This is a genomic window from Janthinobacterium sp. FT14W, from assembly GCF_009208755.1.
Lineage (GTDB): Bacteria > Pseudomonadota > Gammaproteobacteria > Burkholderiales > Burkholderiaceae_D > Janthinobacterium > Janthinobacterium violaceinigrum.
Genome location: NZ_WFLL01000045.1, coordinates 20222 through 45399 on the forward strand (window position 1 = coordinate 20222; position 25178 = coordinate 45399).

A 25178-nucleotide genomic window follows, 5' to 3' on the forward strand; every position below is an offset into this window, starting at 1 on the left:
AATCAAGCCTTCAAAGGATCAAAGCTCACAGCGCGAGCGCACAGGCGCTCAAGCGCCATGAATCAAACGGAACAATGCTTAGTTGAACTGCTTCAGGAAACGCAAGTCGCCTTCATAAAACAGACGCAGGTCGTTGATGCCGTAACGCAGCATCGTCAAGCGTTCCAGGCCGGAGCCGAAAGCAAAACCGATGAATTTCTCGGGATCGAGGCCGAAGTTCTTCACCACGGTCGGATGTACCTGGCCGGCGCCCGACACTTCCAGCCAGCGGCCTTTCAGCGGGCCCGAACCGAAGGCGATGTCGATCTCGGCCGACGGTTCCGTAAACGGGAAGTACGATGGACGGAAGCGCACTTGCAGGTCGTCCGTCTCGAAGAAGGCCTTGACGAAATTCAGGTACACGCCCTTCAGGTCGGCAAAGCTGATGTCTTCGGCGATCCACAGGCCTTCGACCTGGTGGAACATGGGCGAATGGGTGGCATCGCTGTCGACGCGGTAGGTGCGGCCCGGCGCGATGACCTTGATCGGCGGCGTGTGCGTGCGCGCATAGCGCACCTGCATCGGGCTCGTGTGCGTGCGCAGCAGCAAGGGCTTGCCATCGGTATCGTTGCCATCGATGTAGAACGTGTCCTGCATGGAACGGGCTGGGTGGTTTTCCGGGCTGTTGAGCGCCGTGAAATTGGTCCAGTCGTTCTCGATTTCGGGGCCGTCGGCCACGTCGAAGCCGATGGAGCGGAAGATTTCCTCGACCCGCTCCCACGTGCGCATCACGGGATGGATGCCGCCGGGCATGCGGCCACGGCCTGGCAGGGTCACGTCGATCGCTTCGGCGTTCAGGCGGCCTTGCATCTGGGCATCGGCCAGCGCGTCACGGCGCGCCGTCAGCGCGTCCTCGATCTGCACTTTGACGGCGTTGATCAGGGCGCCCTGCGCCTTGCGCGCGTCCGGGTCCAGCTTGCCCAGGCCCTTCATCATTTCAGTAATCTGGCCAGTCTTGCCCAGGTAGCGGGCTTTGGCGTTTTCAAGTGCGGCAGCGTCTGCGGCGGCGATAAAGTCAGCCTGGGCCGAGACGACGAGTTCTTCTAGGGAGTTCATGCGGCTTTTCCTGTTTTGGACATCAATTCTGGACTCAGTTATCTAAAATCCAACAATCAAAAACGGAAACGGGGCATAAGGTTCACACCTCTGCCCCGCTCTTTATAACGTCACCCTGCGGATGACGCTGTGCAATGACCGTGCTTACGCAGCGATTTTTGCTTTAACTGCGTTGACAATCGCAGCGAATGCTGGCTTGTCCATCACAGCCATATCGGCCAGGACTTTACGGTCCAGTTCGATATTTGCTTTTTTCAAGCCGTTCATGAATACGCTGTACGTTACGCCATGCTCACGGGAAGCAGCGTTGATACGGGCGATCCACAGGCGGCGGAAAACGCGCTTCTTGTTGCGGCGATCGCGGTAAGCGTATTGGCCAGCGCGCATAACTGCTTGCTTGGCAACACGGTATACACGGCTGCGGCGACCACGGTAGCCTTTAGCTTGAACAAGAATCTTCTTATGACGGGCACGAGCTGTAACCCCACGTTTTACTCTAGGCATAGTAACTCCTTAAATTGAGTGTGAGATTAAGCAGTCGGCATCATGCGCATGACGGATGTGACATCCGATGCGTTGATGTTACGGGTACCGCGCAACTGACGTTTGTTTTTGGTGGTTTTCTTGGTCAGGATGTGGCGTTTGAACGCGTGACCCGACTTGACTGTTCCACCTGGACGCACGCGAAAACGTTTTTTCGCGGAGCTTTTGGTCTTCATTTTAGGCATAGCAATCTGTCCTCTTACGGACAGCTCCATTTATAACAGGATTGCAGGTGGCAACACGACGCTGCGCTTAGATGCCTGCTTTCACATGTTGTGCAGCGGATGCGAGTCCACTACAGTTCGCGCGGCCCGGACATTACTGGCCGGGCCGCGCAAATTCTGCCTGGGGTTTGACGCCGTGCCAATGCTGGCACGCGCAGTTTCCACCCACAGTAAAACGCTATTGTAACTTACTTCTTCTTCTTAGGCGAAAGAACCATGATCATTTGGCGGCCTTCCATCTTCGGGAACTGCTCGACCTGGCCGTACGGCTCCAGGTCGGCTTTCAGACGTTCCAGCATGCGGAAGCCAATATCCTGATGCGCCATTTCACGACCGCGGAAACGCAGCGTGATCTTGGTTTTATCGCCATCTTCAAGGAACTTGATGAGATTACGCAACTTGATATTGTAGTCACCATCATCAGTCCCCGGACGGAATTTGACTTCCTTCACGAGGATGATCTTTTGCTTCAATTTGGCTTCGTGAGCTTTCTTTTGCTCCGAATACTTAAATTTGCCGTAGTCCATCAAACGGCACACCGGTGGCTGCGCGGTAGGCGCAATTTCCACCAGGTCGACGTTTGCCTCTTCCGCCAGGCGGAAGGCTTCAGCCAAACTTACGATACCGAGTGGCTCGTTATCGACCCCGCTTAAACGCATTTCAGGGGCAGTGATTTCGCCATTGATGCGATGTGACTTGTCAGTAGCTATTGTAATTTCCTTTAAAAATCTTGTAAGACGGTCGTGCAGCGAGTTTCCTCGTCAGGCCTTGGTGTCGACTTCATGTTTGAGTCGCTCTATCAGGGCATCGACGGACATGACGCCCATATCGACATTGCCCCGCGCCCGCACGGCCACTGTATTCGCATCCCGCTCTTTGTCGCCAATCACTAAGATGTAAGGCAATTTTTGTACGGAATGTTCACGTATTTTATAGGTAATCTTCTCGTTACGCAAATCAGCCTGTACGCGCAGCCCCGCTTTGCGCAGTTTTGTTGTTACTTCTTGTACATAATCAGCTTGAGCGTCGGAAATATTCAACACCGACACTTGCACTGGCGACAACCACAGCGGCATGGCGCCCGCGTAGTGTTCGATCAGGATGCCGATGAAACGTTCCAGCGAACCCACGATCGCGCGGTGCAGCATGATGGGCACCTGGCGCGTGTTGTCCACGGCCACGTATTCGGCACCCAGACGGCCCGGCATCGACGGGTCGATCTGCACCGTGCCCACTTGCCATGCGCGGCCCAGGCTGTCTTTCAGGTGGTATTCGATCTTCGGGCCGTAGAACGCGCCCTCGCCCGGCAATTCCGTCCATTCCACGCCACAGGCGCGCAGGGCCGAACGCAGCGATTCTTCCGCCTTGTCCCACGATTCTTCCGTGCCGATGCGGCTATCCGGACGCAAGGCCAGCTTCACGTCGATATTCGTAAAACCGAAGGCCGTGTAGACGTCCATCGCCTGCTGGTGGAAAGCCGTCACTTCGGCGGCGATCTGTTCTTCCGTACAGAAGATGTGGCCGTCATCCTGCGTGAAGCCGCGCACGCGCATCATGCCGTGCAAGGCGCCCGACGGCTCGTTGCGGTGGCATTGGCCGAACTCGCCGTAGCGCAATGGCAAGTCGCGGTAGCTGCGCATGCCGTTGTTAAAAATCTGCACGTGACCAGGGCAATTCATCGGCTTCAGCGCGTAGGCGCGGTTTTCCGATTCCGTGATGAACATGTTTTCACGGTAATTATCCCAGTGACCGGTTTTTTCCCACAGGCCACGGTCGAGGATTTGCGGCGCCTTGACTTCCTGGTAGCCGTTGACCTGGTAGACATTGCGCATGTATTGCTCGACCTGTTGCCAGATCGACCAGCCTTTCGGATGCCAGAAGATCAGGCCCGGCGCCTCTTCCTGGAAATGGAAGAAGTCCAGCTGCTTGCCCAGCTTGCGGTGATCGCGCTTTTCCGCCTCTTCCAGGTTGTGCAGGTACAACTCCTGGTCTTCCTTCCTGGCCCAGGCCGTGCCGTAGATACGCTGCAGCATCTCGTTTTTCGAGTCGCCGCGCCAGTAGGCGCCGGCCAGCTTCATCAGCTTGAACACTTTCAGCTTGCCCGTCGATGGCACGTGGGGGCCGCGGCACAGGTCCGTGAACTTGCCTTCGGAATACAGCGACACTTCCTGGTCTGCCGGAATCGAACCGATCAGCTCAGCCTTGTACGCTTCGCCGATACCCTTGAAGTATTCGATGGCTTCGTCGCGGGCCACAACCTTGCGCGTGACCTGCTCGTCCTTCTTGGCCAGTTCGGCCATTTTCTTTTCGATCGCCGTCAGATCTTCCGGCGTAAACGGACGCTTGTAGGCGAAGTCATAGTAAAAGCCATTGTCGATCACGGGACCGATGGTCACTTGTGCTTCCGGGAACAATTCCTTGACGGCATACGCCAGCAAGTGGGCCGTCGAGTGGCGGATCACTTCCAGACCATCGGCATCCTTGTCCGTGACAATCGCCAGTTCCGCGTCTTGCTCGATCAGATAGGAGGTGTCGACCAGCTTGCCGTCGACCTTGCCCGCCAGAGCAGCCTTGGCCAGGCCGGTACCAATATTGGCCGCAACCTGGGCCACGGTGACCGGGCCGTCAAATTGACGGGCGGAACCATCGGGAAGTCGGATTGTAAGCATATTGATCTCCATATCGGCGCTGGCGCCAGGTAAAACTGCAATGAGTGATGGGTAAAATAACTGAAAGGAAAACGCAGACGCAAAAAAACGCGGACTAGCCGCGTTTTTCACTTTCTTGAGACAAAGGAAACCCGTTCGACTAGCGTCACTCCCAAAGCTTGGTAGTAGTTCGCGGTGTCATAACCGGTTTTACCTTTCTCTCTAACTGCATTCTGGTGGGCGGTGAGGAATTCGAATCCCCGACCCCTTGGATGTCGACCAAGTATTCTAACCAGCTGAACTAACCGCCCGTAAAACTTTTGTTGATCATTGTATTTCAAATGACCGCTTGCGGCTTGCGCCAGCTTAAAAACCATCTACTGCAAAATTCTGGTGGGCGGTGAGGAATTCGAATCCCCGACCCCTTGGATGTCGACCAAGTATTCTAACCAGCTGAACTAACCGCCCCGAAGACCAGCATTATAGAGAGGCTTTCCCAGAATGACAAGGGCTGTTTTGCAGGAAACTTTAATCATTTCTCCGGGCGTCAGCCTCCTTTATATGGAGTGGGCCCGGGACACCTGGAATGCCGCTAGAATCGGGGCATGAACTCCACCTTATTAGCCTGGCTGAAAGCCCTGAGCCGCGTCTGCGGTTTCGAAACGGCCGACTCTTTCCCGCCCGGCCATCCGTATGCGCGCACGCGCTGGAATGCGGCGTACTTCGATATCGCTTCCGACGTCAAACCCGACGAGATGGAACGGCGCATCTGCGCGGCCATCGTCAACACGCCGAGCGTCTTCGCCTATATCGCCAATCCCACGCCGCGCATGCAGCGCGCGCTGCTGAACGTGATCCACGACCGGCTGCGGCGCCAGCCCGGCGCGGGAGCCACGGACCTGGTGTTGTTGCTGATCAATGCCTACGCCAGCGAGCACATCACGGAAGCCGTGCCCGGCTTGCGCACCCTGATCTACAACACGGAACAGGAAGACACGAACCTGCGCGTGCATGCCATCCTGGAATTGCTGGTAGGCACGCCACGGGGGCTCGACGTGATCGACATGTAGTCTTCACGCATGATTGGCGGGCACATGGCGCGCCCGCCAGCGCATGAATGGCGTTTCCACCACGCTATATAAGAGCCAGCCCGTGGCGATGCTGAGAATAATCATGACCAGCATGGCAGGCAGGCTGTCCGGCCCGTAGCCAAGATCCTGCAGCACGGGACGCAGCACGATGCACAATTGCTTGTGCAGCAAATAAATCGCATACGACCACAGGGCCAGGCTGGCCGTGCCCGGCACGCGCACCCGGTACAGCAGACTGGCAGGACTCAGCGCGGCCACCAGCAGCAAGGCAAAACTAGCAGCCAGGGCAGGATAGCCGAATACCGTCACCCCATAGCCATAGTGATCGGTCAGAAACACATAAAACATCAGCGCCGTCCCGGCCATTCCCGCCAGCAAGGTGCGGTTGCCCTGCGACGTGAGGCGCGCCCACGCGGCCGGGTGGTAGTTTTTCAGCAGCGCCAGCGCCACGCCCGCCACCAGCTCGTCGAAGCGGCACCACGAGGCGTAATAAATGTACCTGTAATAGCCGAGGCCGCCGCGCGGCACGTGCACATATTCCTCCCACAGATAGGCGCGCAGCAGCATGCCCACGATAAAGCTGGCGGCCACGGCCAGCCACGCCCACAGCAGCGACTTGCGGCAGGCGGCAATCAGCAGCGCCACGGCGGGCAGCAGCACGTAGCACTGCTCTTCCACGCACAAGGACCAGGCATGGGAAAACGCCGTGCCCGGCGTCAGGTTGATGTTTTGCGTAAACGTCAGGAATTTCCACAGCGGCAGCAGCGCGCTGTCGCCGCGAAACGCGGGCCACAAATAATACAGGGCCAGCACGACATAGAAATTGGGCAAGGTGCGCAGGAAGCGGCGCGCATAGAAACGCGGCAGGGAAAAGCCGTGCGCGCTGCGCAGGGCGGCAAAGATCTGGTTGCCGATCAAATAGCCGCTGAGGGCAAAGAACAGGTCCACGCCCGTCCAGCCGATCTCTCCCCAGAAGCCGAATGCCCCGCCGTCGCTGACGAACAGCAAATAATGATTCATGAAGACGAGCACGATGGCCAGCGCGCGCAAGGTATCGAGGCCGGACAGGCGCGGGGAAGATGGGGAAGACGGCATGGATATCAGCAAGGGAAAACAACGGTGGCGCCGATCATGCCACGCCAGAGGGCGGCATGGCCACATTTTTGCGGGCGCCTGCCGCGAATCCCGCTAAAATATGCCGACCCCGCTTTTCCCTCCCGCAACAGCATAGGATATGTCCAGCATGAGCAGCGCACTCCACTTCAAGTCCATCAACTACACGGGCCAGGGCAGCGGCCCGCGCCTGATCGTCACGGGCGCCGTGCACGGCAATGAAACCTGCGGCACCAAGGGCATCCACCGCGTGATGGCTGAACTCGACAGCGGCGCCCTCTCGATTCTCGCCGGCAGCGTCACCTTCGTGCCCATCACCAATCCGCTGGCCTACGCCAAGGGCGTGCGCAGCGGCGACCGCAACCTGAACCGCAACCTGTTCCCGAACGACAATCCGCAGGATTTCGAAGACCGCATCGCCAACTGGCTGTGCCCGCTGTTGGGCCAGCACGACGTGCTGCTGGACTTGCACTCGTTCAATGCCGACAGCCAGCCTTTCGTCATGGTGGGGCCGCGCAACAACGATGGTCCGCTGCAACCGTTCAAGCATGAAGACAAGGAACGCGCGCTGGCGCGCCGCCTGGGCGTGCGCCGCTTCGTCGACGGCTGGCTGCATGCCTACGGCCAGGGCGTGCAGCGCCGCCTGGGCAATAGCGACCAGGTGGGCCTGGTCTTGCGCTATGGCGTGGGCACGACGGAATACATGCGCTCGACGGGCGGCTACGCCCTGACCCTGGAATGCGGCCAGCACGCGGACCCGGCCGCGCCGGACGTGGCCTACCGCGCCATCATGAACACGCTTGCCTTCCTGAGCTTCATCGACGCGCCGCAGCCGCAAGCCATCGCGGATGCCGACATGGAAGCGCTGAACATGGTCGTCGTGCACGACAAGCTGCACGCAGACGACCGCTTCATCAAGACCTGGTCCAGCTTTGACAAGGTCAAACAGGGCGAGCAGATCGGCGTGCGCGCGGACGGCACGCCCGTGACGGCCGAATTCGACGCCTACATCCTGTTCCCGGACGTCAACGCGCAAGCCAATGCCGAGTGGTATTACCTGGCGCGCGTGGCCAGCAGCTTTTGATTGGAGCCTGTTCCAGCAGGGAGCGTCATCTGCGGGTAGTTCACCAGGAGCGCGGACAAGGCGTGAGGAGGACGCGTGGCAAGCCATGCGACGACGCTCAACGCAGTCCCCGCTTCTGAGGGGCGCCAGCAGGGGGATGTATTCATCTACTGGGATAGGCTCTTAGTGGCCCACCGACTTGGAAAACAGGTTGATGACAAGCACGCCGGCAATGATCAGCCCCAGGCCGATCAGGGCCGGCGTGTCCAGGCTTTGCTTGAACCAGAACCAGCCCACGGCGGAAATGAGCACGATGCCCACGCCGGACCAGATCGCGTACACGATGCCGGTAGGAATGACCTTCAAGGTCAGGGACAAGCACCAGAAGGCGATGGCGTAGCCGATCACGGTGACGATACCGGGCACAAGCCGGCTGAAGCCATCGGACGCCTTCAAGGCGCTGGTGGCGATGACTTCGGCGATGATGGCGATGGCCAGGTAGAAATACGTCATGGCGAGGCTCATGCGACAGTCCTTTCAAGGTAGTAAAAACAACAACGCCCTGCCCGCCCGCCACCTGTTCGATCAGGACGGCGCAACGGCGCAGGGCGTTTCAGGAAAACGGCCTTACTGCGGGCTGAGCAGCTTCAAGCCCAGGATGCCGGACACGATCAGCGCGATGCAGGCGATGCGCGCGGCGCTGGCCGGCTCGCCCAGCACCATGATGCCGAAAATGGCCGTGCCCACGGTGCCGATGCCCGTCCAGATCGCGTACGCCGTGCCCAGCGGCAAGGTGCGCAAGGCCAGGCCCAGCATCACCACGCTGCCCAGCATGGAAATGGCGGTCAGTACGGATGGCAGGGGGCGGGTAAAACCGGCGCTGTATTTGAGGCCGATGGCCCAGCCGATTTCCAGCAAGCCAGCCAATACCAAAATGATCCACGCCATACACTTCTCCTGAGGCGGCAGGGTCGTCCCCGCCATGCAGCCCCGTCATCGAGCGGGGTCGTCCCCACAGGAGCAAAGGGAAAAGTATACCATCGGGTGAAAACTCTTGCCGCAAGCACATTTTTCTAGTGCTGCCACTCCATTCAAAAGTTGCCAAAAACCATGCTGGTGGCCGCATAATCGCTGCATCTCAACCATTCAGGAGCGACGATGCACATTCTGGCCCAGGTTCTTACCGCTCTCATTCTGCTGCTGCACGTCTACATCGTGTTGCTGGAAACCGTGCTGTTCGATGCGCGCGGACGCAAGGTCTTTGGCCTGTCCAAGGAAAAGGCGGAGATCGTGCGTCCCGCCATGTCCAACCAGGGCTGCTACAACGGCTTCCTCGTCGCCGCGCTGGCGCTGGGCTTTTTTTACCCGGACGCCGCCATCGCCCATGCATTCACCGTCTTCGGCCTGGCATGCATCGCCGTGGCCGGCGTGTGGGGCGCGCTCACCGTCATGACGCGCATCCTCTACCTGCAAACGGTGCCCGCCGTCATCGCCTTGCTGCTGTTCCACTTTTCCTGATCCTGCCGGGGCGGCCTGCCGGCCGTCCCACCCTCTGCCTGCGCATACCCCAAATGGGTGATGTTTCCAAAAAACATGCCCGATACAATTCCTTGTAGCAATAAAAAAGATACCACCAGACACCATGGTGACAAGTAATCGTCCACAGGGGAAATCATGCACGCACATCCAACCACCTTTGCCGTCACTTTGCTCGGCTGCCTCATGCTGTCCGCCTGCGGCGGTGGCGGCAGCGACAGTGGCTCTGGCAGCGGCTCCAGCAGTGCCGGCGGCAGCGGCGGCACGTCGGCAAACTGCCAGTACAGCAACCTGATCGGCGATGCGGAACGCAAGCAGGCCAGCGCCTGCGGCATCCAGGTATCGGGCAACTACGCCCAGGCGGACTCCGGCTACGACAGCGTGGTGGCCGCCTGCAAACATGGGCAGAAAACCACGGCCGACACCTACTACAGCGGCACCTACCAGAAAATGGTCGACTACGCGCGCGCCGTGAGCAAGGAACTCGGTTGCGGCCAGAACAATGGCACCACCTTGCCCAACAACAGCACGGCAAGCAACTACAATTTCTGCGTCAAAAGCACGAACGTCAATGGTAAGCTCAGCTATGAAGGTGCTTGCTACGGCCCCGTCAAATCCGGCGAAGGCGGCTGCGGCAGCGGTTATAACTATGTGAGCCAGTACGCCAGCCTCAGCACGTGCACGGCGGGCGGCAAGAGCTGGCTGGAATCGCGTTAAGGAGGATGGCCGCCGCCGCGGCCCCCTTTGTCTTGTCCCTTGCCGCCATGAGGATTGCCTATGACGCCATCGTTCGCCGTCGCCAGCCAGGCGCTGATTACCCTGATCTACGACGCGGCCACGCAGCATGGCGCCTGGTCGCAATTCCTGGCCGCCTTTGCGCAACAGCTGCAATCGCACGCGGGCTTGATCTGGGCCAATGATTTCAGCAACCGCTCGGTCGACGTCCAGCTGCCGGGCAGCGGCCTGGCCGCCACCTATGGCTTCGAAGCGCACGCCCTTGCCAGCTTTGCCGGTTATTACGGCGCGCGCAATGTGTGGCTGGAAGACGCCACCCTGCACCGCGAAGGCGCCGTCGTCACCGGCTCCATGCTGTTTCCCGACCATTGCCTGAAGAAAACCGAATACTGGACGGACTGGCTGCGCCCGCAGGAGATCTTTTATACGGCGGCGGCCATCGTCGAGCTGCGCGCCGAGCGCTCCACGAATGTCACCGTGGTGCGCCGCGAACAGGCCGGCGCCTACGACGGGGGCGAGCTGGCGCTGATCCGCACGCTGATGCCGCACCTGCAAACGGCTTTTTCCCTGCAGCGCAAGCTGCGCCGGCTGGAAATGCTGTCCCAGAGTTCCACCCAGGTACTGGAACTGCTGCCGTTTGGCGTGCTGCTGCTGGATGCCACGTCGCAATTGCTGTACGCCAACGAACGGGCGCTGGCCATGACGGCTGCCACACGGCTGCTGCAGCTGCGCGAAGGCGCGCCCCTGTATTGCCCGCGCGAAGCGGACAACGGTGCGCTGCGGCGCCTGCTGCACGAGGCTGCGCAAACGGGCACGGCAGCAGCAGGCGGCCCCGGCGGCGTACTCAAGCTGAACGGATTGACGGGCGAACAGCTGCGCCTGCGCGTCACGCCCCTGCCGTCCTGGCACAGCCCGTTCGGCGCGGCCAGCGCCATCGCCGTTTTCCTCAGCGACAGCAGCGACCTGATCACCTCGCTGGCGGCCACCCTGCGCAATTTCTACGGCATGACGGTGGCCGAGGCGCGCCTGACGGAAGCGCTCGTCAACGGCTATTCCTTGCAGGAATACGCCGATCGCCAGCGCATTTCCATCCACACGGCGCGCACGCAGATCAAGAGCGCCACCGCCAAGGCCGGCGCCCAGCGCCAGGTGGACCTGGTGCGCATCGTGTTGACGGGCCCGGCCGTGCTGCAGCGCACCCCCCTTCCCGCCTGACTTCACCCCAAAACAGGGGCCGCCAGCACGCTTTTCATTTATATCGTAAAATTACGATATTAGAATTTAAGAATCACGATATATACATCGTTGAAAAGCGAATTGTATGTTCAGGAGAAACAACATGGATATCGACGCCATCCACAAGGCGCTGGCCAACCCGGTACGCCGGCAGATTTTGCAATGGCTGAAAGAGCCGGAGCAGCACTTTCAGGAACAGGACCACCCGCTGCACCTGGGCGTGTGCGCCGGCCTGATCGACCGCCGCCTGAATCTGTCGCAATCGACGGTGTCGGCGCACCTGGCCAGCCTGCAAAAAGCGGGCCTGATTTCAGCAACAAAAGTGGGGCAATGGAGTTTCTTCAGCCGCAATGAAGCCACCATCCAGGCCTTCCTCGAACACATGCAGCAAGGTTTGTAAGCACCTCCCGTCTCAACGCCGCCCGACCGGCACCTACAAGGAAATGATAATCATGGCAACTTTATTCGATCCCATCACCATTGGCAGCCTGCAACTGAAAAACCGCATCATCATGGCGCCGCTGACGCGTTCGCGCGCCGGCAACCCGGGCCGCGTGCCCAACGCCCTCATGGCCGAGTACTACACGCAGCGCGCGTCGGCCGGCATGATCATCTCGGAAGCGACGGCCGTTACGCCACAGGGCGTGGGCTATGCCGACACGCCCGGCATCTGGTCCGAAGAACAGGTGGAAGGCTGGAAACAGATCACCAAGGCCGTGCATGACGCGGGCGGCCTGATCGTGCTGCAGCTGTGGCATGTGGGCCGCATTTCCGCGCCCGTCTTCCTCGATGGCGACTTGCCCGTGGCGCCCAGCGCCGTCAAGCCGGCCGGCCACGTGAGCCTGGTGCGCCCGAAACAGGAATTCGTCACGCCGCGCGCGCTCGATACGGAAGAGATTCCCGGCATCGTGGCAGCCTACCGCCTGGGCGCCGAGAATGCAAAAAAAGCGGGCTTCGACGGCGTGGAAATCCACGGCGCCAACGGCTACCTGCTTGACCAGTTCCTGCAAGACAGCACCAACTTGCGCACCGACAACTACGGCGGTTCGATTGAAAACCGCGCCCGCCTGATGCTGGAAGTGACGGACGCGTGCATCGAAGTCTGGGGCGCCGACAAGGTGGGCATGCACCTGGCACCGCGCCGCGATGCGCACGACATGGGCGATTCCGACCCGCGCGCCACTTTCGGCTATGTGGCACGCGAGCTGGGCAAGCGCGGCATCGCCTTCATCTGCGCGCGCGAAGCGCTGGGCGAAGACCGCCTGGGGCCCTACCTGAAACAGGAATTCGGCGGCGTCTACATTGCCAACGAGAAAATGGACAAGGCAGCGGCCGAAACCCTGCTGGCCAAGGGCGAAGCGGACGCCGTGGCCTTTGGCCTGTGGTTCATCGCCAACCCCGACCTGCCCATCCGCCTGCATAGCGACGCGCCATTGAATCCGCTGAATGCGGACACCCTGTACGCGCCCGATGCTGCCGGCTACACGGACTATCCGGCACTGGCGGCCCAAGCCTAAGCTCAGGCTCCGGCTTCAGCAACAGCGCCCAAAGGCAGCGCTCAAGGCGACAGCGCCGCGGGCAGCAGCTGGCTGCGCATCCCCCAGGCGGCGGGCGCCACGGCATCGACGCAGCAAACTGCGTGGTGCGGTGCCCGCCGCCGTATGTTGGGCGCCGCTCCCTGCCCTTCAGCGCCATCGGCGCCGTGCCGGCCGGGCCGGACGGCGCGCCTGCACGCTGCTGAAGACACGGCGTATCACGTCGGCCGGCACGGCATGCTCGCGCAGGTAGGCCGTCGCCACCGTCCTGCCCAGGGCGTGATGAAACGCCACGCCCCGCTCGACGAGCTCGGCCATCACTGTGTCCGTTCGGACATACTCTTCAGCCACATCCTCGCTACTGTTTTTCATGCCACGGCTCCATGTCTGGTGGATCAGCACTGCATCAAGTTTTGACCGCATTGGGAGCATTTAGTGCCCGACACAGTGCGCAAGCATGGTTAAAATAGCAGCAGCACTCGCCCCGACACCGCATGAATAGCGGCCTCGGCTGCTTGTCGCCACCGCCAGCCCCGTATAGAATGCCTGCGCAGAATTTTTGCTTCAAGGAAAATGGCCACCAGCGCCATCCCATTAAGAACAGTGTCACTGAAGGGTATCAATGGACGATTTATTTGTACAAGCGGGCGACTTGCCGACCTGGCACCAGCGCTGCGCGCTGCGCGTGCTGCATCTGTTTGGCTGGCGCATGCGCTTCCGTCCCCTGCCGGGACCGCGCGGCATCGCCGTCGTCTATCCGCACACGTCGAACTGGGATTTCATGGTGGGCCTGTTCGGCAAATGGGCGCTGTCCTTGCCGTTCCGCTGGCTGGCCAAGGATTCCCTGTTCCGCGGCCCCATGGGCAAGGTGCTGCGCTACCTGGGCGGCGAACCCGTCGACCGCAGCACCACCAGCGGCACGATCCAGCGCCAGGCCGAACGCATGCTGGCCGCCGACTGGTACTGGCTGGCCATCACGCCGGAAGCGACGCGCAGCTACCGTCCGAACTGGAAAAGCGGCTTTTATCACCTGGCCCTGGCCGCCAAGGTACCGCTGTTGCTGGTGTACATAGACTACCCGAACAAGGTGCTGGGCGTCGTCGACCATCTCTATTTGACGGGCGACAAGGAGGCCGACATGGCCGCCATCGCCGCCGTGTATGCGGGCCACCAGGGCTTGCACCCGGAAAAGGCGGCGCCCATCGTGCTGTCCGAGAAGCGCCCCGGCGCTTAATTCATCCCCATCAGCACCACGCCGGCGGCCGTCAAGGCCACGCCGGCCAGGCGCAGCACGCGCTCGGCCAATACCTGGCCGACGAAACGTCCCGCAAACAGCAGCATGGCCGACGCCAGCAGGAAGCCGCACGCGGCCGAAGCGGCCGGCAATTCCCGGCCATGCGCATTGCCATGCGCGAGTGCAAACACGCCCACGAGCAGCATGCCCAGCCAGTTCGGCACGGCCAGCGCCAGCGCGATGGCCAGCCCCACCAGCGCCACCGTGGCGGCAATCCCCGTTTCCAGCCCGGGAACGCGCAAGCCCGCCATGCCGGCCAGCGCGCCCAGCAGCATCATGCCGAGAAAGGTGGCGGGCTGGGCCAGGCCGCGCCGCTGCTGTCCGCCCCAGATGCCCACGCCCAGCATGGCCAGCAAATGGTCAATGCCCGTGAACGGATGGGCGAAACCGGCCAGGAAGCCGGCACTCTCGCCGTGGCCGGGGTGCGCCATGGCAGGCAAGGCCAGCAGGCACAGCGTGGCTAGGGCGGCCGTTTTCGTCATCAATCTTGCGTTCATTGCAACTCCTTGCCTGGTTGGTCGAGCAAACCTTGCTCGCGGATAAAATCGATCACGACCTGCACGCCGTCGCCGCTGCGCAGATTGGTCAACACGAACGGACGTTCGCCGCGCATGCGTTTCGCATCCTGCGCCATGATGTCGAGGTTGGCACCCACATACGGTGCCAGGTCCGTCTTATTGATGATGAGCAAATCCGAGCGCGTGATGCCGGGCCCGCCCTTGCGCGGGATTTTTTCGCCACCCGCCACGTCGATCACGTAAATCGTCAGGTCCGACAGTTCCGGGCTGAAGGTGGCGGCCAGATTGTCCCCGCCCGATTCGACCAGGATCAGGTCGAGATTCGGAAAATCGGCCTGCATGCGCGCGATCGCTTCCAGGTTGATGGACGCGTCTTCGCGGATGGCCGTGTGCGGGCAGCCGCCCGTCTCCACGCCCATCAGGCGCTCAGCCGGCAAGGCATCGGCGCGCAGCAGGATTTCCATGTCTTCCTTGGTATAGATGTCATTCGTGATGACGGCCATGTCGTAGCGCTCGCGCATGCCCTTGCACAGCATTTCGCACAGGGCCGTCTTGCCCGAGCCGACGGGCCCGCCGATGCCCACGCGCAGGGGATTGGATGGTATTGAGGTCATGTTTGCTCTCTCATAAAATTATTCAGGAACGGTACAGCCGGCTGTACTGCACTTCGTGCCGCATCGACAGCAAGGACAGGCCCGGCGCCCAGTTGCCCATCTCGTCGTCTTGCAACGTTTGCGCCGTCAGCGCGGCCGCTTCCAGGTCGGGCCGCAGCGACAACAGCAGGCGCTGGCCCGCCACCTGCCCCAGCGGCACGGATTTCACGCACACGAGCACCTGGTTTTCCGCCCAGGCGAACAGCATGGCCAGCAGCGCCTCTTCGCGCGGGATGGCCAGCGCCGCCACGGCGCACGCATACGCGGTGGGCAGCGCCACTTCCGGCTGGCCCTGCAGCATGTCGATCAGGACGCCGTCGGCTACGTCCAGTTCGGCCAGCAATTTGCTCAGCGAATAGCCCATCTGGATGGTTTCGGCGCGAAATTCCGCCGTGTCGCGCGAAGCGATGAAGCGCTCGCTCCAGCGCTGCACGGCGCCCAGGTCCTGCGCTGCGAACGCCTGCATCAAGCGCCAGCACAGCGGCGCTTCCCAGCGCGCCACCACTTGCGCCAGATGCTGGGCGATCCAGTCGCGCGCCGTGGCTGCATCCGTCACCAGGCCCGATTCCAGCGCCGCCTCCAGCCCCTGCGAATAGCTGTAGGCGCCGATCGGCAAGGCCGGGCTGGCGAACTGCAGCAGATGCAGCAGGGCCGACGCCTGCATCATGCGGCGCCTGGCGTATCACTGGGACGGTGGATTTTCTGCCGCAGCGGCACGGGCGCCAGCAAGTGCTGGCCGTGGCCGTCGTGGTGGCCATGGCCGCCGCCATACGCGCCCGCCTCGGGCTCGAACGGCGCGCTTTCTTCCGTCACCGTCGCCTGCAAGCCCTCCAGCATTTCCTTCAACACCACGTCCTTGCGGATGCGTAGAAAACCGTTGCCCACCTGCGCCTGCGTGTGGCGGTTCCCCAGGTGGAAAGCGCAGCGCAGCAGGGTATGCGCATCGAGGCAGCGCACCAGGTAGGTCGGTTCGCGCGCGGCGACGATCTGCACCACCTGTCCTTCCGGTCCCGTCATGCGCTCGCCGTCGCGCAGCACCGTGCCGCGCACGGTGAACACGGCCACGTCCTCGCCATTCGACAGCACGGCGCGCAGCCGGCATTTTTCGCGCTGGTCGTAGGGCAGCACGAGTTGGGCAACGGCGGCGCGCGGATCGTCAGCCGCCAGTCTGGTATGCAATGTGAGCATGCTTGTCTCCTGCCTAAAATAGAAAATAGCGCTGCGCCATGGGCAGCACGGACGCCGCCTCGCACACGAGCAGCTGGCCATCGGCGCGCACGGCATAGGTTTCCGGGTCCACTTCCATGTGCGGCGTGGCGCCGTTGTGGATCATGTCGGCCTTGCGCAAGCCGCGCATGTTTTTCACGGCGATGAGGGATTTGTTCAGTTTGAGCTGGTGGCCGATATCGAGCTCGTAGGCTGCCTGCGACACAAACGTAAACGACTTTTTCAGGCCGCCGCCGAAGGCGCCGAACATCATGCGGTAGTGCACGGGCTGGGGCGTGGGAATGGACGCGTTCGGGTCGCCCATCTGCGCGGCGGCGATCATGCCGCCTTTTAAAATCATCGACGGCTTGACGCCGAAGAAGGCCGGTTTCCACAGCACGATGTCGGCGATCTTGCCCGCCTCGATGGAGCCCACCACGTGCGATATCCCGTGCGTGATGGCGGGGTTGATCGTGTACTTGGCGATGTAGCGTTTGGCGCGGAAGTTGTCGCTGCGTGCCGTGTCGGGCGCCAGCGCGCCCCGCTGCACCTTCATCTTGTGCGCCGTCTGCCAGGTGCGCATGATCACTTCGCCCACCCTGCCCATGGCTTGCGAATCGGACGACATCATGGAAATGGCGCCGATATCGTGCAGGATGTCTTCCGCGGCGATGGTTTCGCGGCGGATGCGCGATTCGGCAAAGGCCACGTCTTCCGCAATGGCCGGGTCCAGGTGGTGGCACACCATCAGCATGTCCAGGTGCTCGTCGAGCGTGTTGACGGTGAACGGGCGCGTGGGATTCGTCGACGAGGGCAGTACGTTGGACTGGCCCACGGCGGCGATGATGTCGGGCGCATGGCCGCCGCCCGCCCCTTCCGTGTGAAACGTGTGGATGGTGCGGTCCTTGAAGGCGGCCAGGGTATGCTCAAGGAAGCCGCCCTCGTTGAGGGTGTCGCTGTGCAGCGCCACCTGGATATCCATGCGGTCGGCGACGGACAGGCAATTGTCGATGGCGGCCGGCGTGCTGCCCCAGTCCTCGTGCAGTTTCAGACCGATGGCGCCCGCGCGCACCTGCTCTTCCAGGGGCAGCGGCAGGCTGACGTTGCCTTTGCCCATGAAGCCCAGGTTCATGGGAAAGGCATCGGCCGCCGCCAGCATGGCGTGCAGATGCCACGGTCCCGGCGTGCACGTGGTGGCGGCCGTGCCCACGGCCGGCCCCGTGCCGCCGCCCAGCATGGTGGTCACGCCGCTCATCAGGGCTTCCTCGATCTGCTGCGGGCAGATGAAGTGGATGTGCGTGTCGACGCCGCCGGCCGTGACGATCATGCCTTCGCCGGCGATGATCTCGGTGGCGCCGCCGATGGCCAGGGTCACGCCCGGCTGGATGTCCGGGTTGCCCGCCTTGCCGATGCCGAAAATCAGGCCGTTCTTCAGGCCGATGTCCGCCTTCACGATGCCCCAGTGGTCGAGGATGACGGCATTCGTGATCACGGTATCCATCACCTCGGCCGCGCAGCGCTGCGACTGGCCCATGCCGTCGCGGATCACCTTGCCGCCGCCGAACTTCACCTCTTCGCCGTAGATCGCATAGTCATGCTCGATCTCGATGAACAGTTCCGTGTCGGCCAGGCGGATGCGGTCGCCCGTGGTGGGGCCGAACATCTCGGCATATGCGCTGCGGGGAATGCTGGCCATCTCAATCCTTTCCCGGTGGAGTGTCTTGCAGTTCGCCCATCACTTCGCCATTGAAGCCGTAGACCTTGCGCTCGCCCGCCAGCGCCACCAGTTCCACCGTGCGCTGCTGGCCCGGTTCGAAGCGCACGGCCGTGCCGGCCGTGATGTTCAGGCGCATGCCGTAGGCGCGCCAGCGCTCGAAGGCCAGCGCCGGGTTGACCTCGAAAAAGTGGAAATGCGAGCCCACCTGGATGGGCCGGTCGCCCCGGTTGGCCACCACCACGGTGGCCGTGGCGCGGCCCGCATTGAGGCTGATTTCGCCTTCTTCCAATTTGTATTCGCCTGGTGTCATGAGGGGCTCCTTCAAGGATCGCGTTACGCTTGCCGGCGGGTCGCTGGCGCAAAAAGCAGCCAGGGTGCGGGTGGCGCCCTGGGCGGTCAAAAAAACTACGGTATCGGGTGGTGCACGGTCACCAGCTTGCTGCCATCGGGGAAGGTCGCCTCCACCTGGATATCGGGGATCATCTCGGCGATGCCGTCCATGACGTCGGCGCGCGACAGTATTTTCGTCCCGTCCGACATCAGCTGCGCCACGGATTTCCCATCGCGCGCGCCTTCCATGATGGCGGCGCTGATCAGGGCCACCGCTTCCGGATAATTGAGTTTCAAGCCGCGCGCCAGGCGCCGTTCGGCCAGCAGCGCGGCCGTAAAAATGAGCAGCTTGTCTTTTTCGCGGGGAGTCAGGTCCATGGTTTTCCTTGCGCTTCTTTCCTGATTAAGTGTTCCAGATGCTAAGTGTTCCAGATGCGGGGCACGACGGCGGCACGCCCCAGCGCGGCGGGGCGCAGCAGCTGCCAGGCGGCCAGCATGACGCGGCGCGCCGCCTCGCTGTCGTCGCACAGCAGGCGCACCGCCACCAGCGATTTCATCTGCGTGGCGCCAAACAGGGCGCCGGCCGGCACGGCGATCTCGCGCAGGGCCGCCAGCACGGCGGGCGCCAGGGGGCGGCCGACGGCGATCAGGGTGGCGCATACGGTGTGGCCCGCCAATCCCAGGGGGCTGGCCATCAACGCGCCGCCGGCGGCCAGCACGCCCTGCTCCCACCACAGCAGCTTGCCGCCGCGGCGTATCTGCACCTGCTGGCTGATGCTGCCGGTGTTGAAAATTTCGCCCGAGGCGCTGCGGCCCAGGCAGACGATGTCGCAGCCGATGTAGCCCGCGTCCGCCGCCAGTTCCACCTCATGGCGCAGGCGCACGCAAGCCTGGTCGAAGAAGATGCTTTCCTGCGGCAGCCACTCGATGGCGGCGCCGCTGCCCGCGCGCAGCACGATGTGCTGGCCCGAGACGTGGCCGTTCGCGCGGTACCATTTGGCGGCGCCCGGGGAAGTGAGCAAGGCGTGCGCGCCCTCGCCCGCCGTGGCGTCGACGGCCAGCTGGTCGCCGCCCACCACGCCGCCGGGCGGGTGGATGATGATGGCGTGGCAGACGGCATTGCCTTCCGGATACAAGGGCTTTTGCACGCGCAGGGGGCCGCTGTGCGCGCGCTCGACCAGGCGGCTGACGCCATCGTGCCAGGCAAAGCCCAGGCGCAGCTGCGCGTGCCAGGCGCTATGCGCGCCGGCGCCGGGAGGCAGGATGGAATGGGTGCTGTCTGGCATGCGTCGCAATCGTATGAAGATACGACAGACAAAGCAGGATATGTGCCAGCGCTACACGGGGAAAAGGTGAGAATCGCGCACCGTCACGCGGCAGGCGCACCAGCATGGTGCAGCCATGCGTGCACGCCGCGGCGCGGTGCGCGTCTAGGCGACGGCCAGGGTGCGCCGTTCGCGCAGCAGCGCCGTCAAGGCGTCGGCGGCCAGGGGCCGGCTGAAATAATAGCCCTGCATTTCGTCGCAGCCATGCTCCGTCAGGAAGTCGACCTGTTCGCGCGTTTCCACGCCTTCGGCGATGACACGCATGTCCAGGTTGTGCGCCAGCGAGATGACGGAGCGGGCGATGGCCGCGTCGCTGCTGCTGGTGGTGACATCGTCGACGAACGATTTGTCGATCTTCAGCACGTCGATGGGGAAGCGCTTCAGGTAGCCCAGGCTGGAATAGCCCGTGCCGAAGTCGTCGAGCGAGATACCCACGCCGATATCCTTCAGGCGCGTGAGGGCCGCCACCGCCTTGTCCGGATCGCCCATCACCGTGCTTTCCGTGATCTCGATGCCCAGGCAGGCGGGTGCGATGCCGTATTTGCGCAGGGCCGCTTCGACGAACGGCACCGTGCGGTCCTGCGCGAACTGCTTGCCCGACAGGTTGACGGCCACCTTGATGCTGCCCAGTCCCGCGTCGTGCCAGGCGCGGATCTGCGCGCACACGCTTTCCAGCACCCATTCGCCGATGGCCGTGATCAGGCCGTATTCCTCGGCCAGCGCGATGAACAGGCCGGGCGGCACCTTGCCCAGCACGGGATTATCCCAGCGCAGCAGGGCTTCCGCGCCCAGCATGGCGCCCGTGCGCAAGCACATCTGCGGCTGGTAGTGCACTTCGAATTCGTCGCGGCCGATGGCGCCGCGCAGCTGCTGCTGCATGGCCAGGCGGGCGCGGATATCGCTGCCCATGCGCTCCGTGAAGAAGGCGTAGTGGTCGCGCCCCATTTCCTTGGCGCGCACCAGGGCCGTGTCGGCGTGGCGCAGCACGTCATCGAGGCTGTCGCCGTCGGCCGGGCACATGGCGATGCCGATGCTGGTGGTCAGCGCCAGGCGTTCGCCGTCGACGCTGAGCTCTTCGCGCAAGCCGGCCAGGATGGTTTGCGCCAGCCCCAGGGTGCGCCCCAGCAGCGCGTCGTCCTGCAGCAGGATCTGGAATTCGTCGCCGCCCTGGCGCACCACCGTGTCGCCTTCGCGCACGCAGCCGGACAGGAAGCGCGCCACCACCTGCAGCGCCTTGTCGCCCACGGCCTGGCCGTGCGAATCGTTGATATTCTTGAAGCGGTCCAGGTCCAGGCACATCAGCACCACCTGCTGGCCGTCGCGCACGGCGTTCGCGCGCGCCTGCTCGAAGCGTTCGCGCAGCAGCACGCGGTTCGGCAAGCCCGTCAGCGCATCGTGGTAGGAAAGGAAATCGATCAGGTGCTGCTCGGCCTTGCGCTCGCTGATATCGAGGAAGACGCCCACGTAGTTGACGACGGCGCCGTCGGGGCCGTGCACGGTGGAGACGCTGAGCAGGCAGGGATAGGTGTCGCCGCTCTTGCGCCGCGTCTGTACTTCGCCCGACCAGCAGCCGCTGCTGCGCAGGCCCTGGCGCATGGCCAGCAGCACCGCTTCGCCCGTGTATTCGGCGTGCAGGCGCATGATGTCCGTGCCCACCACTTCCTGCGCCGCGTAGCCGGTAATGCGCGTAAAAGCGGGATTGGCCGTGACGATGACGCCGGCCGAATCCGTGATCAGGATGGCGTCCTGGGTGGCCTCGAAGACCTGGCCGGAAAGGCGCAGCAACTCCTCGTTGGCGCGGCGGATCTGCACTTCGCGCGCCAGGGTGCTGGCCACCTGCTCCAGTTCGGCCGTGCGTTCGGCCACGCGCCGCTCCAGGTTGGCGCGCTCCTGCGCCAGCTGCAGCTGCGCCCGCGCCAGGCGCACGTGCGCATCGGTGCGGGCCAGGATTTCCTCGGCCTGGAACGGTTTGGCGATGAAGTCGACGGCGCCCAGCGCAAAGCCGCGCACCTTGTCGTCCGTATCGTACTGGGCCGACAGGAAGATCACGGGCACCTGGCGCAGCGAGGGAATTTCCTTCAGGCGGCGGCACACTTCAAAGCCGTCGAGGCCCGGCATGCGCACGTCGAGCAGGATCAGCTCCGGCGGGCGCGCCTGGGCCGTCCACAGGGCCAGTTCGCCGTTCGGCGCCTGGCGCACCGCATAGCCGGCGCCGCCCAGCAAATCACTCAACAGCTTCAGCGAAGCGGGCGTATCTTCAACGATCAGTACTTCGCCCTTAGCATTCACTTCGGAAAAATCGCGGTGCATGTAGCAGTTCTCTCAGCTTTGGATGAGGCGCGGCGGTCGGTTGCCGCGCTGGACAAGACATTTCTTTGCGATGAACTACGTACTATCATCATAATCTTTATTGCAATTTAGCACCATCCATCGACGGCATTTTGGCCGTCTTTTCATCGAATCCGATGTTGTCAGCCCACACTTTCACGTGTGCGCCAATGCGCCTTCGTCCTCCAGCAAGACGCACAGCTGCCGGTACTGATGCTGGTCGAGCATGGCCTGCAGCGGCGCCAGCAAGGGCGCCGCCGCCGCAGGCAGGGCCGCCAGCAGCAGGGCCACCCTGGCCAGGTTCAATTCGCGCAGCGCCACCAGCAAGGCCGCGCGCTCGTCCGGAGCCAGCAGCTGCAGGTCCGTCGCCTGCAGCGCCGGCGGCGCCTGCGCCAGCGCCGGCATGGACGGCGGCACGGGCGCCGGCACGGGCGCCAGCGCCGCCTGCGCGGGTATGCTGAAACGGAAGGTGGCGCCCTGCCCCGGCAGGGACGCCACCGTCAGCTCGCCTTTCATCAGCTGCACGAATTCGCGCGAAATGGCCAGGCCCAGGCCGGTGCCATCCTTCGGTCCCGCGCTGTCGGCCTGCACGAAAGGCTCGAAGATGCGCTGCTGGTCTTCCGCGGCGATGCCGATGCCCGTATCGCTGACGGCGAACGACAGCATCCATTGATCGCCGCCGCGCCGCTCGCCGCGCACGCGCAAGGTGACCTTGCCGCTGCCGGCAAACTTGACGGCGTTCGACATCAGGTTCAGCAGCACCTGGCGCAGGCGCGTCGCGTCCAGCAGCACCGCCGCCGGCAGGTCCGCGCAATCGAGACGCAGGGCCAGGCCCTGCTGCTCGGCGCGCATGCCCAGCATGTCCATCACTTCCTGCAGCAGGGGCGCCAGCGCCACCACGGCCGTCTGCGCCTGCAGACGCCCCGCCTCGCCCTTCGACAGTTCGAGGATTTCATTGATCAGGGTGAGCAAATGATTGCCGGAGCGGTGGATGATGGCCAGGTTGCGCTTTTCATCGTCCTGCATGTTGGGCGAGGCAGCCATCAGGCGCGAAAAGCCGATCACGGAATTCAGGGGCGTGCGCAGTTCATGACTCATGTTCGCCAGGAAGGTGCTCTTGGCGCGGTTTGCCGCCTGCGCCTGGCTGACGGCCACCGACAAGGCGCTCGTGCGCTCGGCCACCAGCTCTTCCAGGTGGTGGCGGTGGCGCAGCAATTCCAGTTCGGCTTCGCGGTGCGCCGTGATGTCGTAGTTGGAGCCCACCAGGCGCATGGGCTGGCCCAGCCCGTCGCGGAAGATCACGGCATCGGCCTTGATATAGCGTACGGTGCCATCGGGCCACAGGATGCGGTATTCGTGCGTGAATGCCTGGCCGGCGCCCAGCGCGGCGCGCAGGGCCTGCTTGGCGGCCGGCACGTCGTCCGGCATCAGCGCCGCACGCCAGATCGCCGCCGGCGACATGCCGCGGTCCGCATCGGCCTTGAACTGCGCGTACATCTGCTCATCCCACTGCAGTGCGTCGCTGCAGACGTTCCAGTCCCAGATGCCGATGCTGGCCGCGCCCGTGGCCATCTGCACGCGCTCCTCGCTGCGCTGCAGGGCGCGGTAGCGGCTGTCGAGCAGCGCCACCATGTCGCGGATGGAGCGGTACAGGGTGCGCAGCTCGCCCAGGAACCACGCTTTCGGCGGCGTGCCGAACGCTTCGCCCTGCCCCGCCTTGACGCCTGCCGCGTACTGGCCGATCGCCTTCAGGGGCTTGAGCATCAGACACCACATGAGCAGCCAGATGCTGGCCACCAGGATCACGTCGAGCGCCACGATCATGGCGCCGATGCCCAGCGCGCGCTGCTGCAGCTGCGCATGCAGCAGGGCCGGCGTCGCGTACACGGCAACGCTGCCGATGACTTGCCCGCCTATCGTCACGGGGCGCCGCTGCACCAGCCAGTCGGGTTCGGCGGACAGCGAGGAAAAGCTGCCGATGGCGCCGTCCCCATTGCGGCGCAGGACCAGCGCTTCCCTGCCGATGCCCGGCGTGAGGGAACTGGCCACCAGCTCGCGCTTGCCCAGCATGCTGCGCATGATGGCCTGCATCTGCTTTTCATCGAGATTCCACAAGGGCAGTTCAATGGCCACGGCCAGCTGGTCGGCGCTCACGGCCAGGCTGCGGTGCAGCTGCTGCCAGCGCTGCTCCCGTTCGGACTCATAGAACAACACGGCAAACACCAGCAGCAGCACGGTGACGACAAAGGTCAGGGCCACGCTGACGGCCAGCACGATGGACACGCCGCCCAGGCGCTCGCCTTCGGGTGCATGCATCGTCATGCGTCTTCGCCCTGCGGCTCGCCGGCCAGCTGCGCCAGCAAGGCGCACAGGGGCTGATACTGGTGCTGTTCCAGCATGGCGGCGATATGCGCGGCCAGCTGCGGCAGGCTGGTCGCCACGCCGGCCAGCACGATGGCGCTGCGCCGCAAGTCGAGAGCCTGCACCGACGCGAGCAGCGCCTGCCGTTCGGCCGCGCCCAGCTGGCCCAGCGCCTGCTGCAGGTCAAAGACGGCCGCCGGCACGCGCGGCGCGGCGGCGGCCGTGCGCTGGAAGCGCACGCCCAGTTGCTGCTCCAGCATGGCGAACAGGTGCTCCTGCTCGATCGGCTTGCGCAGGAAGCCGTCGGCGCCGGCCGCCAGCGCCTCCTGCTTTTCTTCCTCGAAGGCGGAGGCGGTCATGATCACCAGCCGCGGTTGCGCCAGCGCCGTCTGCGCGCGCAGCCAGCGCGTCAGCGCCAGGCCATCCATGTCCGGCATGCGCCAGTCGCTAAGCACCATGTCGTAGCGCTGCGCCGCCAGCATCGCTTGCGCCTGCGCGCCGCCCGCCGCCTCCTGCAGCTGGAAGCCCAGCGGCGCCAGCAGGCCGGCCAGCAGCTTGCGGCAGTTGTCGTCATCGTCGACCAGCAGCACCATGCGCCCGCGCTGGGCCGGCGGCAGGCGCGCCACG

Annotated in this window: 28 protein-coding genes and 2 tRNA genes; 8 read left to right on the forward strand and 22 right to left on the reverse strand. The window is 63.4% G+C overall.

Going from position 1 to position 25178, the window contains the following annotated elements; genetic code table 11:
* Positions 1-78: 78 nt before the first annotated feature.
* The 7 genes from pheS to GCN74_RS23365 form a co-directional block, all read right to left on the reverse strand.
* Complete coding sequence (gene pheS / locus GCN74_RS23335) at positions 79-1095, reverse strand: phenylalanine--tRNA ligase subunit alpha (protein WP_034751917.1); 1017 nt, start codon at positions 1093-1095, stop codon at positions 79-81.
* Between the two features lie 144 nt (positions 1096-1239).
* On the reverse strand, positions 1240-1599 hold the full coding sequence (rplT, locus tag GCN74_RS23340; protein ID WP_010399214.1) for a 50S ribosomal protein L20: 360 nt from the start codon (positions 1597-1599) through the stop codon (positions 1240-1242).
* A gap of 26 nt (positions 1600-1625) precedes the next feature.
* Positions 1626-1823 (reverse strand): 50S ribosomal protein L35, encoded by a 198-nt coding sequence (rpmI, locus tag GCN74_RS23345; RefSeq protein ID WP_038493025.1) that lies wholly within the window; start codon positions 1821-1823, stop codon positions 1626-1628.
* Positions 1824-2050: 227 nt separating this feature from the next.
* Entirely contained in the window at positions 2051-2611 is a 561-nt protein-coding gene (infC, locus tag GCN74_RS23350) for a translation initiation factor IF-3 (protein WP_205711303.1), read from the reverse strand.
* A gap of 12 nt (positions 2612-2623) precedes the next feature.
* On the reverse strand, positions 2624-4531 hold the full coding sequence (thrS, locus tag GCN74_RS23355; protein WP_152258881.1) for a threonine--tRNA ligase: 1908 nt from the start codon (positions 4529-4531) through the stop codon (positions 2624-2626).
* 213 nt (positions 4532-4744) lie between these two features.
* A tRNA-Val gene (locus GCN74_RS23360) sits at positions 4745-4821 on the reverse strand.
* Positions 4822-4901: 80 nt separating this feature from the next.
* Positions 4902-4978 (reverse strand) — tRNA-Val (locus GCN74_RS23365).
* 137 nt (positions 4979-5115) lie between these two features.
* On the opposite strand from GCN74_RS23365, the gene GCN74_RS23370 reads away from it, so the two are divergent.
* Positions 5116-5580 carry a hypothetical protein gene (locus GCN74_RS23370; RefSeq protein ID WP_152258882.1) on the forward strand — a complete coding sequence of 155 codons (465 nt, stop codon included), beginning with the start codon at positions 5116-5118 and terminating at the stop codon, positions 5578-5580.
* Between the two features lie 3 nt (positions 5581-5583).
* Here the strand turns inward: GCN74_RS23370 and GCN74_RS23375 are convergent, their stop codons facing one another.
* On the reverse strand, positions 5584-6696 hold the full coding sequence (locus tag GCN74_RS23375) for an acyltransferase family protein (RefSeq protein ID WP_193317220.1): 1113 nt from the start codon (positions 6694-6696) through the stop codon (positions 5584-5586).
* A 139-nt stretch (positions 6697-6835) separates the two neighbouring features.
* Here GCN74_RS23375 and GCN74_RS23380 point away from each other — a divergent pair, with 139 nt between their 5' ends.
* On the forward strand, positions 6836-7798 hold the full coding sequence (locus GCN74_RS23380) for a succinylglutamate desuccinylase/aspartoacylase family protein (RefSeq protein ID WP_152258883.1): 963 nt from the start codon (positions 6836-6838) through the stop codon (positions 7796-7798).
* 162 nt (positions 7799-7960) lie between these two features.
* Here GCN74_RS23380 and GCN74_RS23385 read toward each other — a convergent pair whose 3' ends face one another.
* Both GCN74_RS23385 and sugE read right to left on the reverse strand, forming a co-directional pair.
* Complete coding sequence (locus GCN74_RS23385; RefSeq protein WP_152258900.1) at positions 7961-8290, reverse strand: SMR family transporter; 330 nt, start codon at positions 8288-8290, stop codon at positions 7961-7963.
* Between the two features lie 114 nt (positions 8291-8404).
* Positions 8405-8725 (reverse strand): quaternary ammonium compound efflux SMR transporter SugE, encoded by a 321-nt coding sequence (sugE, locus tag GCN74_RS23390; RefSeq protein WP_152258884.1) that lies wholly within the window; start codon positions 8723-8725, stop codon positions 8405-8407.
* Between the two features lie 210 nt (positions 8726-8935).
* Here sugE and GCN74_RS23395 point away from each other — a divergent pair, with 210 nt between their 5' ends.
* The 5 genes from GCN74_RS23395 (at position 8936) to GCN74_RS23415 (ending at position 12801) form a co-directional block, all read left to right on the forward strand.
* Positions 8936-9295 carry a DUF1304 domain-containing protein gene (locus tag GCN74_RS23395; protein WP_152258885.1) on the forward strand — a complete coding sequence of 120 codons (360 nt, stop codon included), beginning with the start codon at positions 8936-8938 and terminating at the stop codon, positions 9293-9295.
* Between the two features lie 156 nt (positions 9296-9451).
* Positions 9452-10030, forward strand: a complete 579-nt coding sequence (locus tag GCN74_RS28910) for a hypothetical protein (protein ID WP_193317222.1) — start codon at positions 9452-9454, stop codon at positions 10028-10030.
* A gap of 60 nt (positions 10031-10090) precedes the next feature.
* Positions 10091-11263: a helix-turn-helix transcriptional regulator gene (locus tag GCN74_RS23405; protein ID WP_152258886.1), complete on the forward strand. Its 1173-nt coding sequence runs from the start codon at positions 10091-10093 to the stop codon at positions 11261-11263.
* Positions 11264-11387: 124 nt separating this feature from the next.
* Complete coding sequence (locus GCN74_RS23410) at positions 11388-11684, forward strand: ArsR/SmtB family transcription factor (RefSeq protein WP_152258887.1); 297 nt, start codon at positions 11388-11390, stop codon at positions 11682-11684.
* A gap of 52 nt (positions 11685-11736) precedes the next feature.
* Complete coding sequence (locus GCN74_RS23415) at positions 11737-12801, forward strand: alkene reductase (protein ID WP_152258888.1); 1065 nt, start codon at positions 11737-11739, stop codon at positions 12799-12801.
* 168 nt (positions 12802-12969) lie between these two features.
* Here the strand turns inward: GCN74_RS23415 and GCN74_RS23420 are convergent, their stop codons facing one another.
* Positions 12970-13191 (reverse strand): hypothetical protein, encoded by a 222-nt coding sequence (locus tag GCN74_RS23420; protein WP_152258889.1) that lies wholly within the window; start codon positions 13189-13191, stop codon positions 12970-12972.
* Positions 13192-13441: 250 nt separating this feature from the next.
* On the opposite strand from GCN74_RS23420, the gene GCN74_RS23425 reads away from it, so the two are divergent.
* Positions 13442-14053, forward strand: coding sequence for a 1-acyl-sn-glycerol-3-phosphate acyltransferase (locus GCN74_RS23425; RefSeq protein ID WP_152258890.1), 612 nt, complete (start codon positions 13442-13444; stop codon positions 14051-14053).
* Here the strand turns inward: GCN74_RS23425 and GCN74_RS23430 are convergent.
* From GCN74_RS23430 to GCN74_RS23480, 11 genes are all read right to left on the reverse strand, one after another.
* On the reverse strand, positions 14050-14610 hold the full coding sequence (locus GCN74_RS23430; RefSeq protein ID WP_226939184.1) for a HupE/UreJ family protein: 561 nt from the start codon (positions 14608-14610) through the stop codon (positions 14050-14052). The genes GCN74_RS23425 and GCN74_RS23430 overlap by 4 nt on opposite strands.
* Positions 14607-15245 (reverse strand): urease accessory protein UreG, encoded by a 639-nt coding sequence (gene ureG, locus GCN74_RS23435; protein ID WP_152258891.1) that lies wholly within the window; start codon positions 15243-15245, stop codon positions 14607-14609. Before ureG ends, GCN74_RS23430 begins: the two co-directional genes overlap by 4 nt.
* A 22-nt stretch (positions 15246-15267) precedes the next feature.
* Positions 15268-15948 (reverse strand): urease accessory protein UreF, encoded by a 681-nt coding sequence (locus GCN74_RS23440; protein WP_152258902.1) that lies wholly within the window; start codon positions 15946-15948, stop codon positions 15268-15270.
* The gene (gene ureE, locus GCN74_RS23445) at positions 15948-16472 is read right to left on the reverse strand and encodes an urease accessory protein UreE (RefSeq protein ID WP_152258892.1); all 525 of its coding nucleotides are present in this window, start codon (positions 16470-16472) and stop codon (positions 15948-15950) included. The genes GCN74_RS23440 and ureE overlap by 1 nt, the downstream gene beginning before the upstream one ends.
* A gap of 13 nt (positions 16473-16485) precedes the next feature.
* A complete protein-coding gene (gene ureC / locus GCN74_RS23450) occupies positions 16486-18186 on the reverse strand; it encodes an urease subunit alpha (RefSeq protein WP_152258893.1) in 1701 nt (566 codons plus the stop codon).
* 1 nt (position 18187) lies between these two features.
* Entirely contained in the window at positions 18188-18517 is a 330-nt protein-coding gene (locus tag GCN74_RS23455) for an urease subunit beta (RefSeq protein ID WP_076571695.1), read from the reverse strand.
* A gap of 95 nt (positions 18518-18612) precedes the next feature.
* Positions 18613-18915, reverse strand: coding sequence for an urease subunit gamma (locus tag GCN74_RS23460; protein WP_034751936.1), 303 nt, complete (start codon positions 18913-18915; stop codon positions 18613-18615).
* Positions 18916-18956: 41 nt separating this feature from the next.
* Complete coding sequence (locus GCN74_RS23465; RefSeq protein ID WP_193317223.1) at positions 18957-19823, reverse strand: urease accessory protein UreD; 867 nt, start codon at positions 19821-19823, stop codon at positions 18957-18959.
* A gap of 144 nt (positions 19824-19967) precedes the next feature.
* Positions 19968-22172 (reverse strand): GGDEF domain-containing response regulator, encoded by a 2205-nt coding sequence (locus GCN74_RS23470; protein WP_152258894.1) that lies wholly within the window; start codon positions 22170-22172, stop codon positions 19968-19970.
* 174 nt (positions 22173-22346) lie between these two features.
* Entirely contained in the window at positions 22347-24512 is a 2166-nt protein-coding gene (locus GCN74_RS23475; RefSeq protein ID WP_152258895.1) for a sensor histidine kinase, read from the reverse strand.
* Positions 24509-25178 (reverse strand): response regulator (locus GCN74_RS23480; RefSeq protein ID WP_152258896.1); only part of this gene is annotated, 670 nt, incomplete at its 5' end. The genes GCN74_RS23475 and GCN74_RS23480, both read right to left, overlap by 4 nt.

Coding starts and splice junctions, on each gene's coding strand:
- GCN74_RS23415 (WP_152258888.1), top strand. CDS start 11,737: ATGGCAACTTTATTCGATCCCATCACCATTGGCAGCCTGCAACTGAAA.
- GCN74_RS23375 (WP_193317220.1), bottom strand. CDS start 6,696: ATGCCGTCTTCCCCATCTTCCCCGCGCCTGTCCGGCCTCGATACCTTG.
- ureG (WP_152258891.1), bottom strand. CDS start 15,245: ATGACCTCAATACCATCCAATCCCCTGCGCGTGGGCATCGGCGGGCCC.
- GCN74_RS23430 (WP_226939184.1), bottom strand. CDS start 14,610: ATGAACGCAAGATTGATGACGAAAACGGCCGCCCTAGCCACGCTGTGC.
- GCN74_RS23470 (WP_152258894.1), bottom strand. CDS start 22,172: ATGCACCGCGATTTTTCCGAAGTGAATGCTAAGGGCGAAGTACTGATC.
- sugE (WP_152258884.1), bottom strand. CDS start 8,725: ATGGCGTGGATCATTTTGGTATTGGCTGGCTTGCTGGAAATCGGCTGG.
- GCN74_RS23425 (WP_152258890.1), top strand. CDS start 13,442: ATGGACGATTTATTTGTACAAGCGGGCGACTTGCCGACCTGGCACCAG.
- GCN74_RS23465 (WP_193317223.1), bottom strand. CDS start 19,823: ATGCCAGACAGCACCCATTCCATCCTGCCTCCCGGCGCCGGCGCGCAT.
- GCN74_RS28910 (WP_193317222.1), top strand. CDS start 9,452: ATGCACGCACATCCAACCACCTTTGCCGTCACTTTGCTCGGCTGCCTC.
- GCN74_RS23405 (WP_152258886.1), top strand. CDS start 10,091: ATGACGCCATCGTTCGCCGTCGCCAGCCAGGCGCTGATTACCCTGATC.
- GCN74_RS23440 (WP_152258902.1), bottom strand. CDS start 15,948: ATGCAGGCGTCGGCCCTGCTGCATCTGCTGCAGTTCGCCAGCCCGGCC.
- GCN74_RS23420 (WP_152258889.1), bottom strand. CDS start 13,191: ATGAAAAACAGTAGCGAGGATGTGGCTGAAGAGTATGTCCGAACGGAC.
- ureE (WP_152258892.1), bottom strand. CDS start 16,472: ATGCTCACATTGCATACCAGACTGGCGGCTGACGATCCGCGCGCCGCC.
- GCN74_RS23475 (WP_152258895.1), bottom strand. CDS start 24,512: ATGACGATGCATGCACCCGAAGGCGAGCGCCTGGGCGGCGTGTCCATC.
- GCN74_RS23455 (WP_076571695.1), bottom strand. CDS start 18,517: ATGACACCAGGCGAATACAAATTGGAAGAAGGCGAAATCAGCCTCAAT.
- pheS (WP_034751917.1), bottom strand. CDS start 1,095: ATGAACTCCCTAGAAGAACTCGTCGTCTCGGCCCAGGCTGACTTTATC.
- GCN74_RS23460 (WP_034751936.1), bottom strand. CDS start 18,915: ATGGACCTGACTCCCCGCGAAAAAGACAAGCTGCTCATTTTTACGGCC.
- GCN74_RS23370 (WP_152258882.1), top strand. CDS start 5,116: ATGAACTCCACCTTATTAGCCTGGCTGAAAGCCCTGAGCCGCGTCTGC.
- GCN74_RS23385 (WP_152258900.1), bottom strand. CDS start 8,290: ATGACGTATTTCTACCTGGCCATCGCCATCATCGCCGAAGTCATCGCC.
- ureC (WP_152258893.1), bottom strand. CDS start 18,186: ATGGCCAGCATTCCCCGCAGCGCATATGCCGAGATGTTCGGCCCCACC.
- thrS (WP_152258881.1), bottom strand. CDS start 4,531: ATGCTTACAATCCGACTTCCCGATGGTTCCGCCCGTCAATTTGACGGC.
- GCN74_RS23395 (WP_152258885.1), top strand. CDS start 8,936: ATGCACATTCTGGCCCAGGTTCTTACCGCTCTCATTCTGCTGCTGCAC.
- rplT (WP_010399214.1), bottom strand. CDS start 1,599: ATGCCTAGAGTAAAACGTGGGGTTACAGCTCGTGCCCGTCATAAGAAG.
- rpmI (WP_038493025.1), bottom strand. CDS start 1,823: ATGCCTAAAATGAAGACCAAAAGCTCCGCGAAAAAACGTTTTCGCGTG.
- GCN74_RS23410 (WP_152258887.1), top strand. CDS start 11,388: ATGGATATCGACGCCATCCACAAGGCGCTGGCCAACCCGGTACGCCGG.
- GCN74_RS23380 (WP_152258883.1), top strand. CDS start 6,836: ATGTCCAGCATGAGCAGCGCACTCCACTTCAAGTCCATCAACTACACG.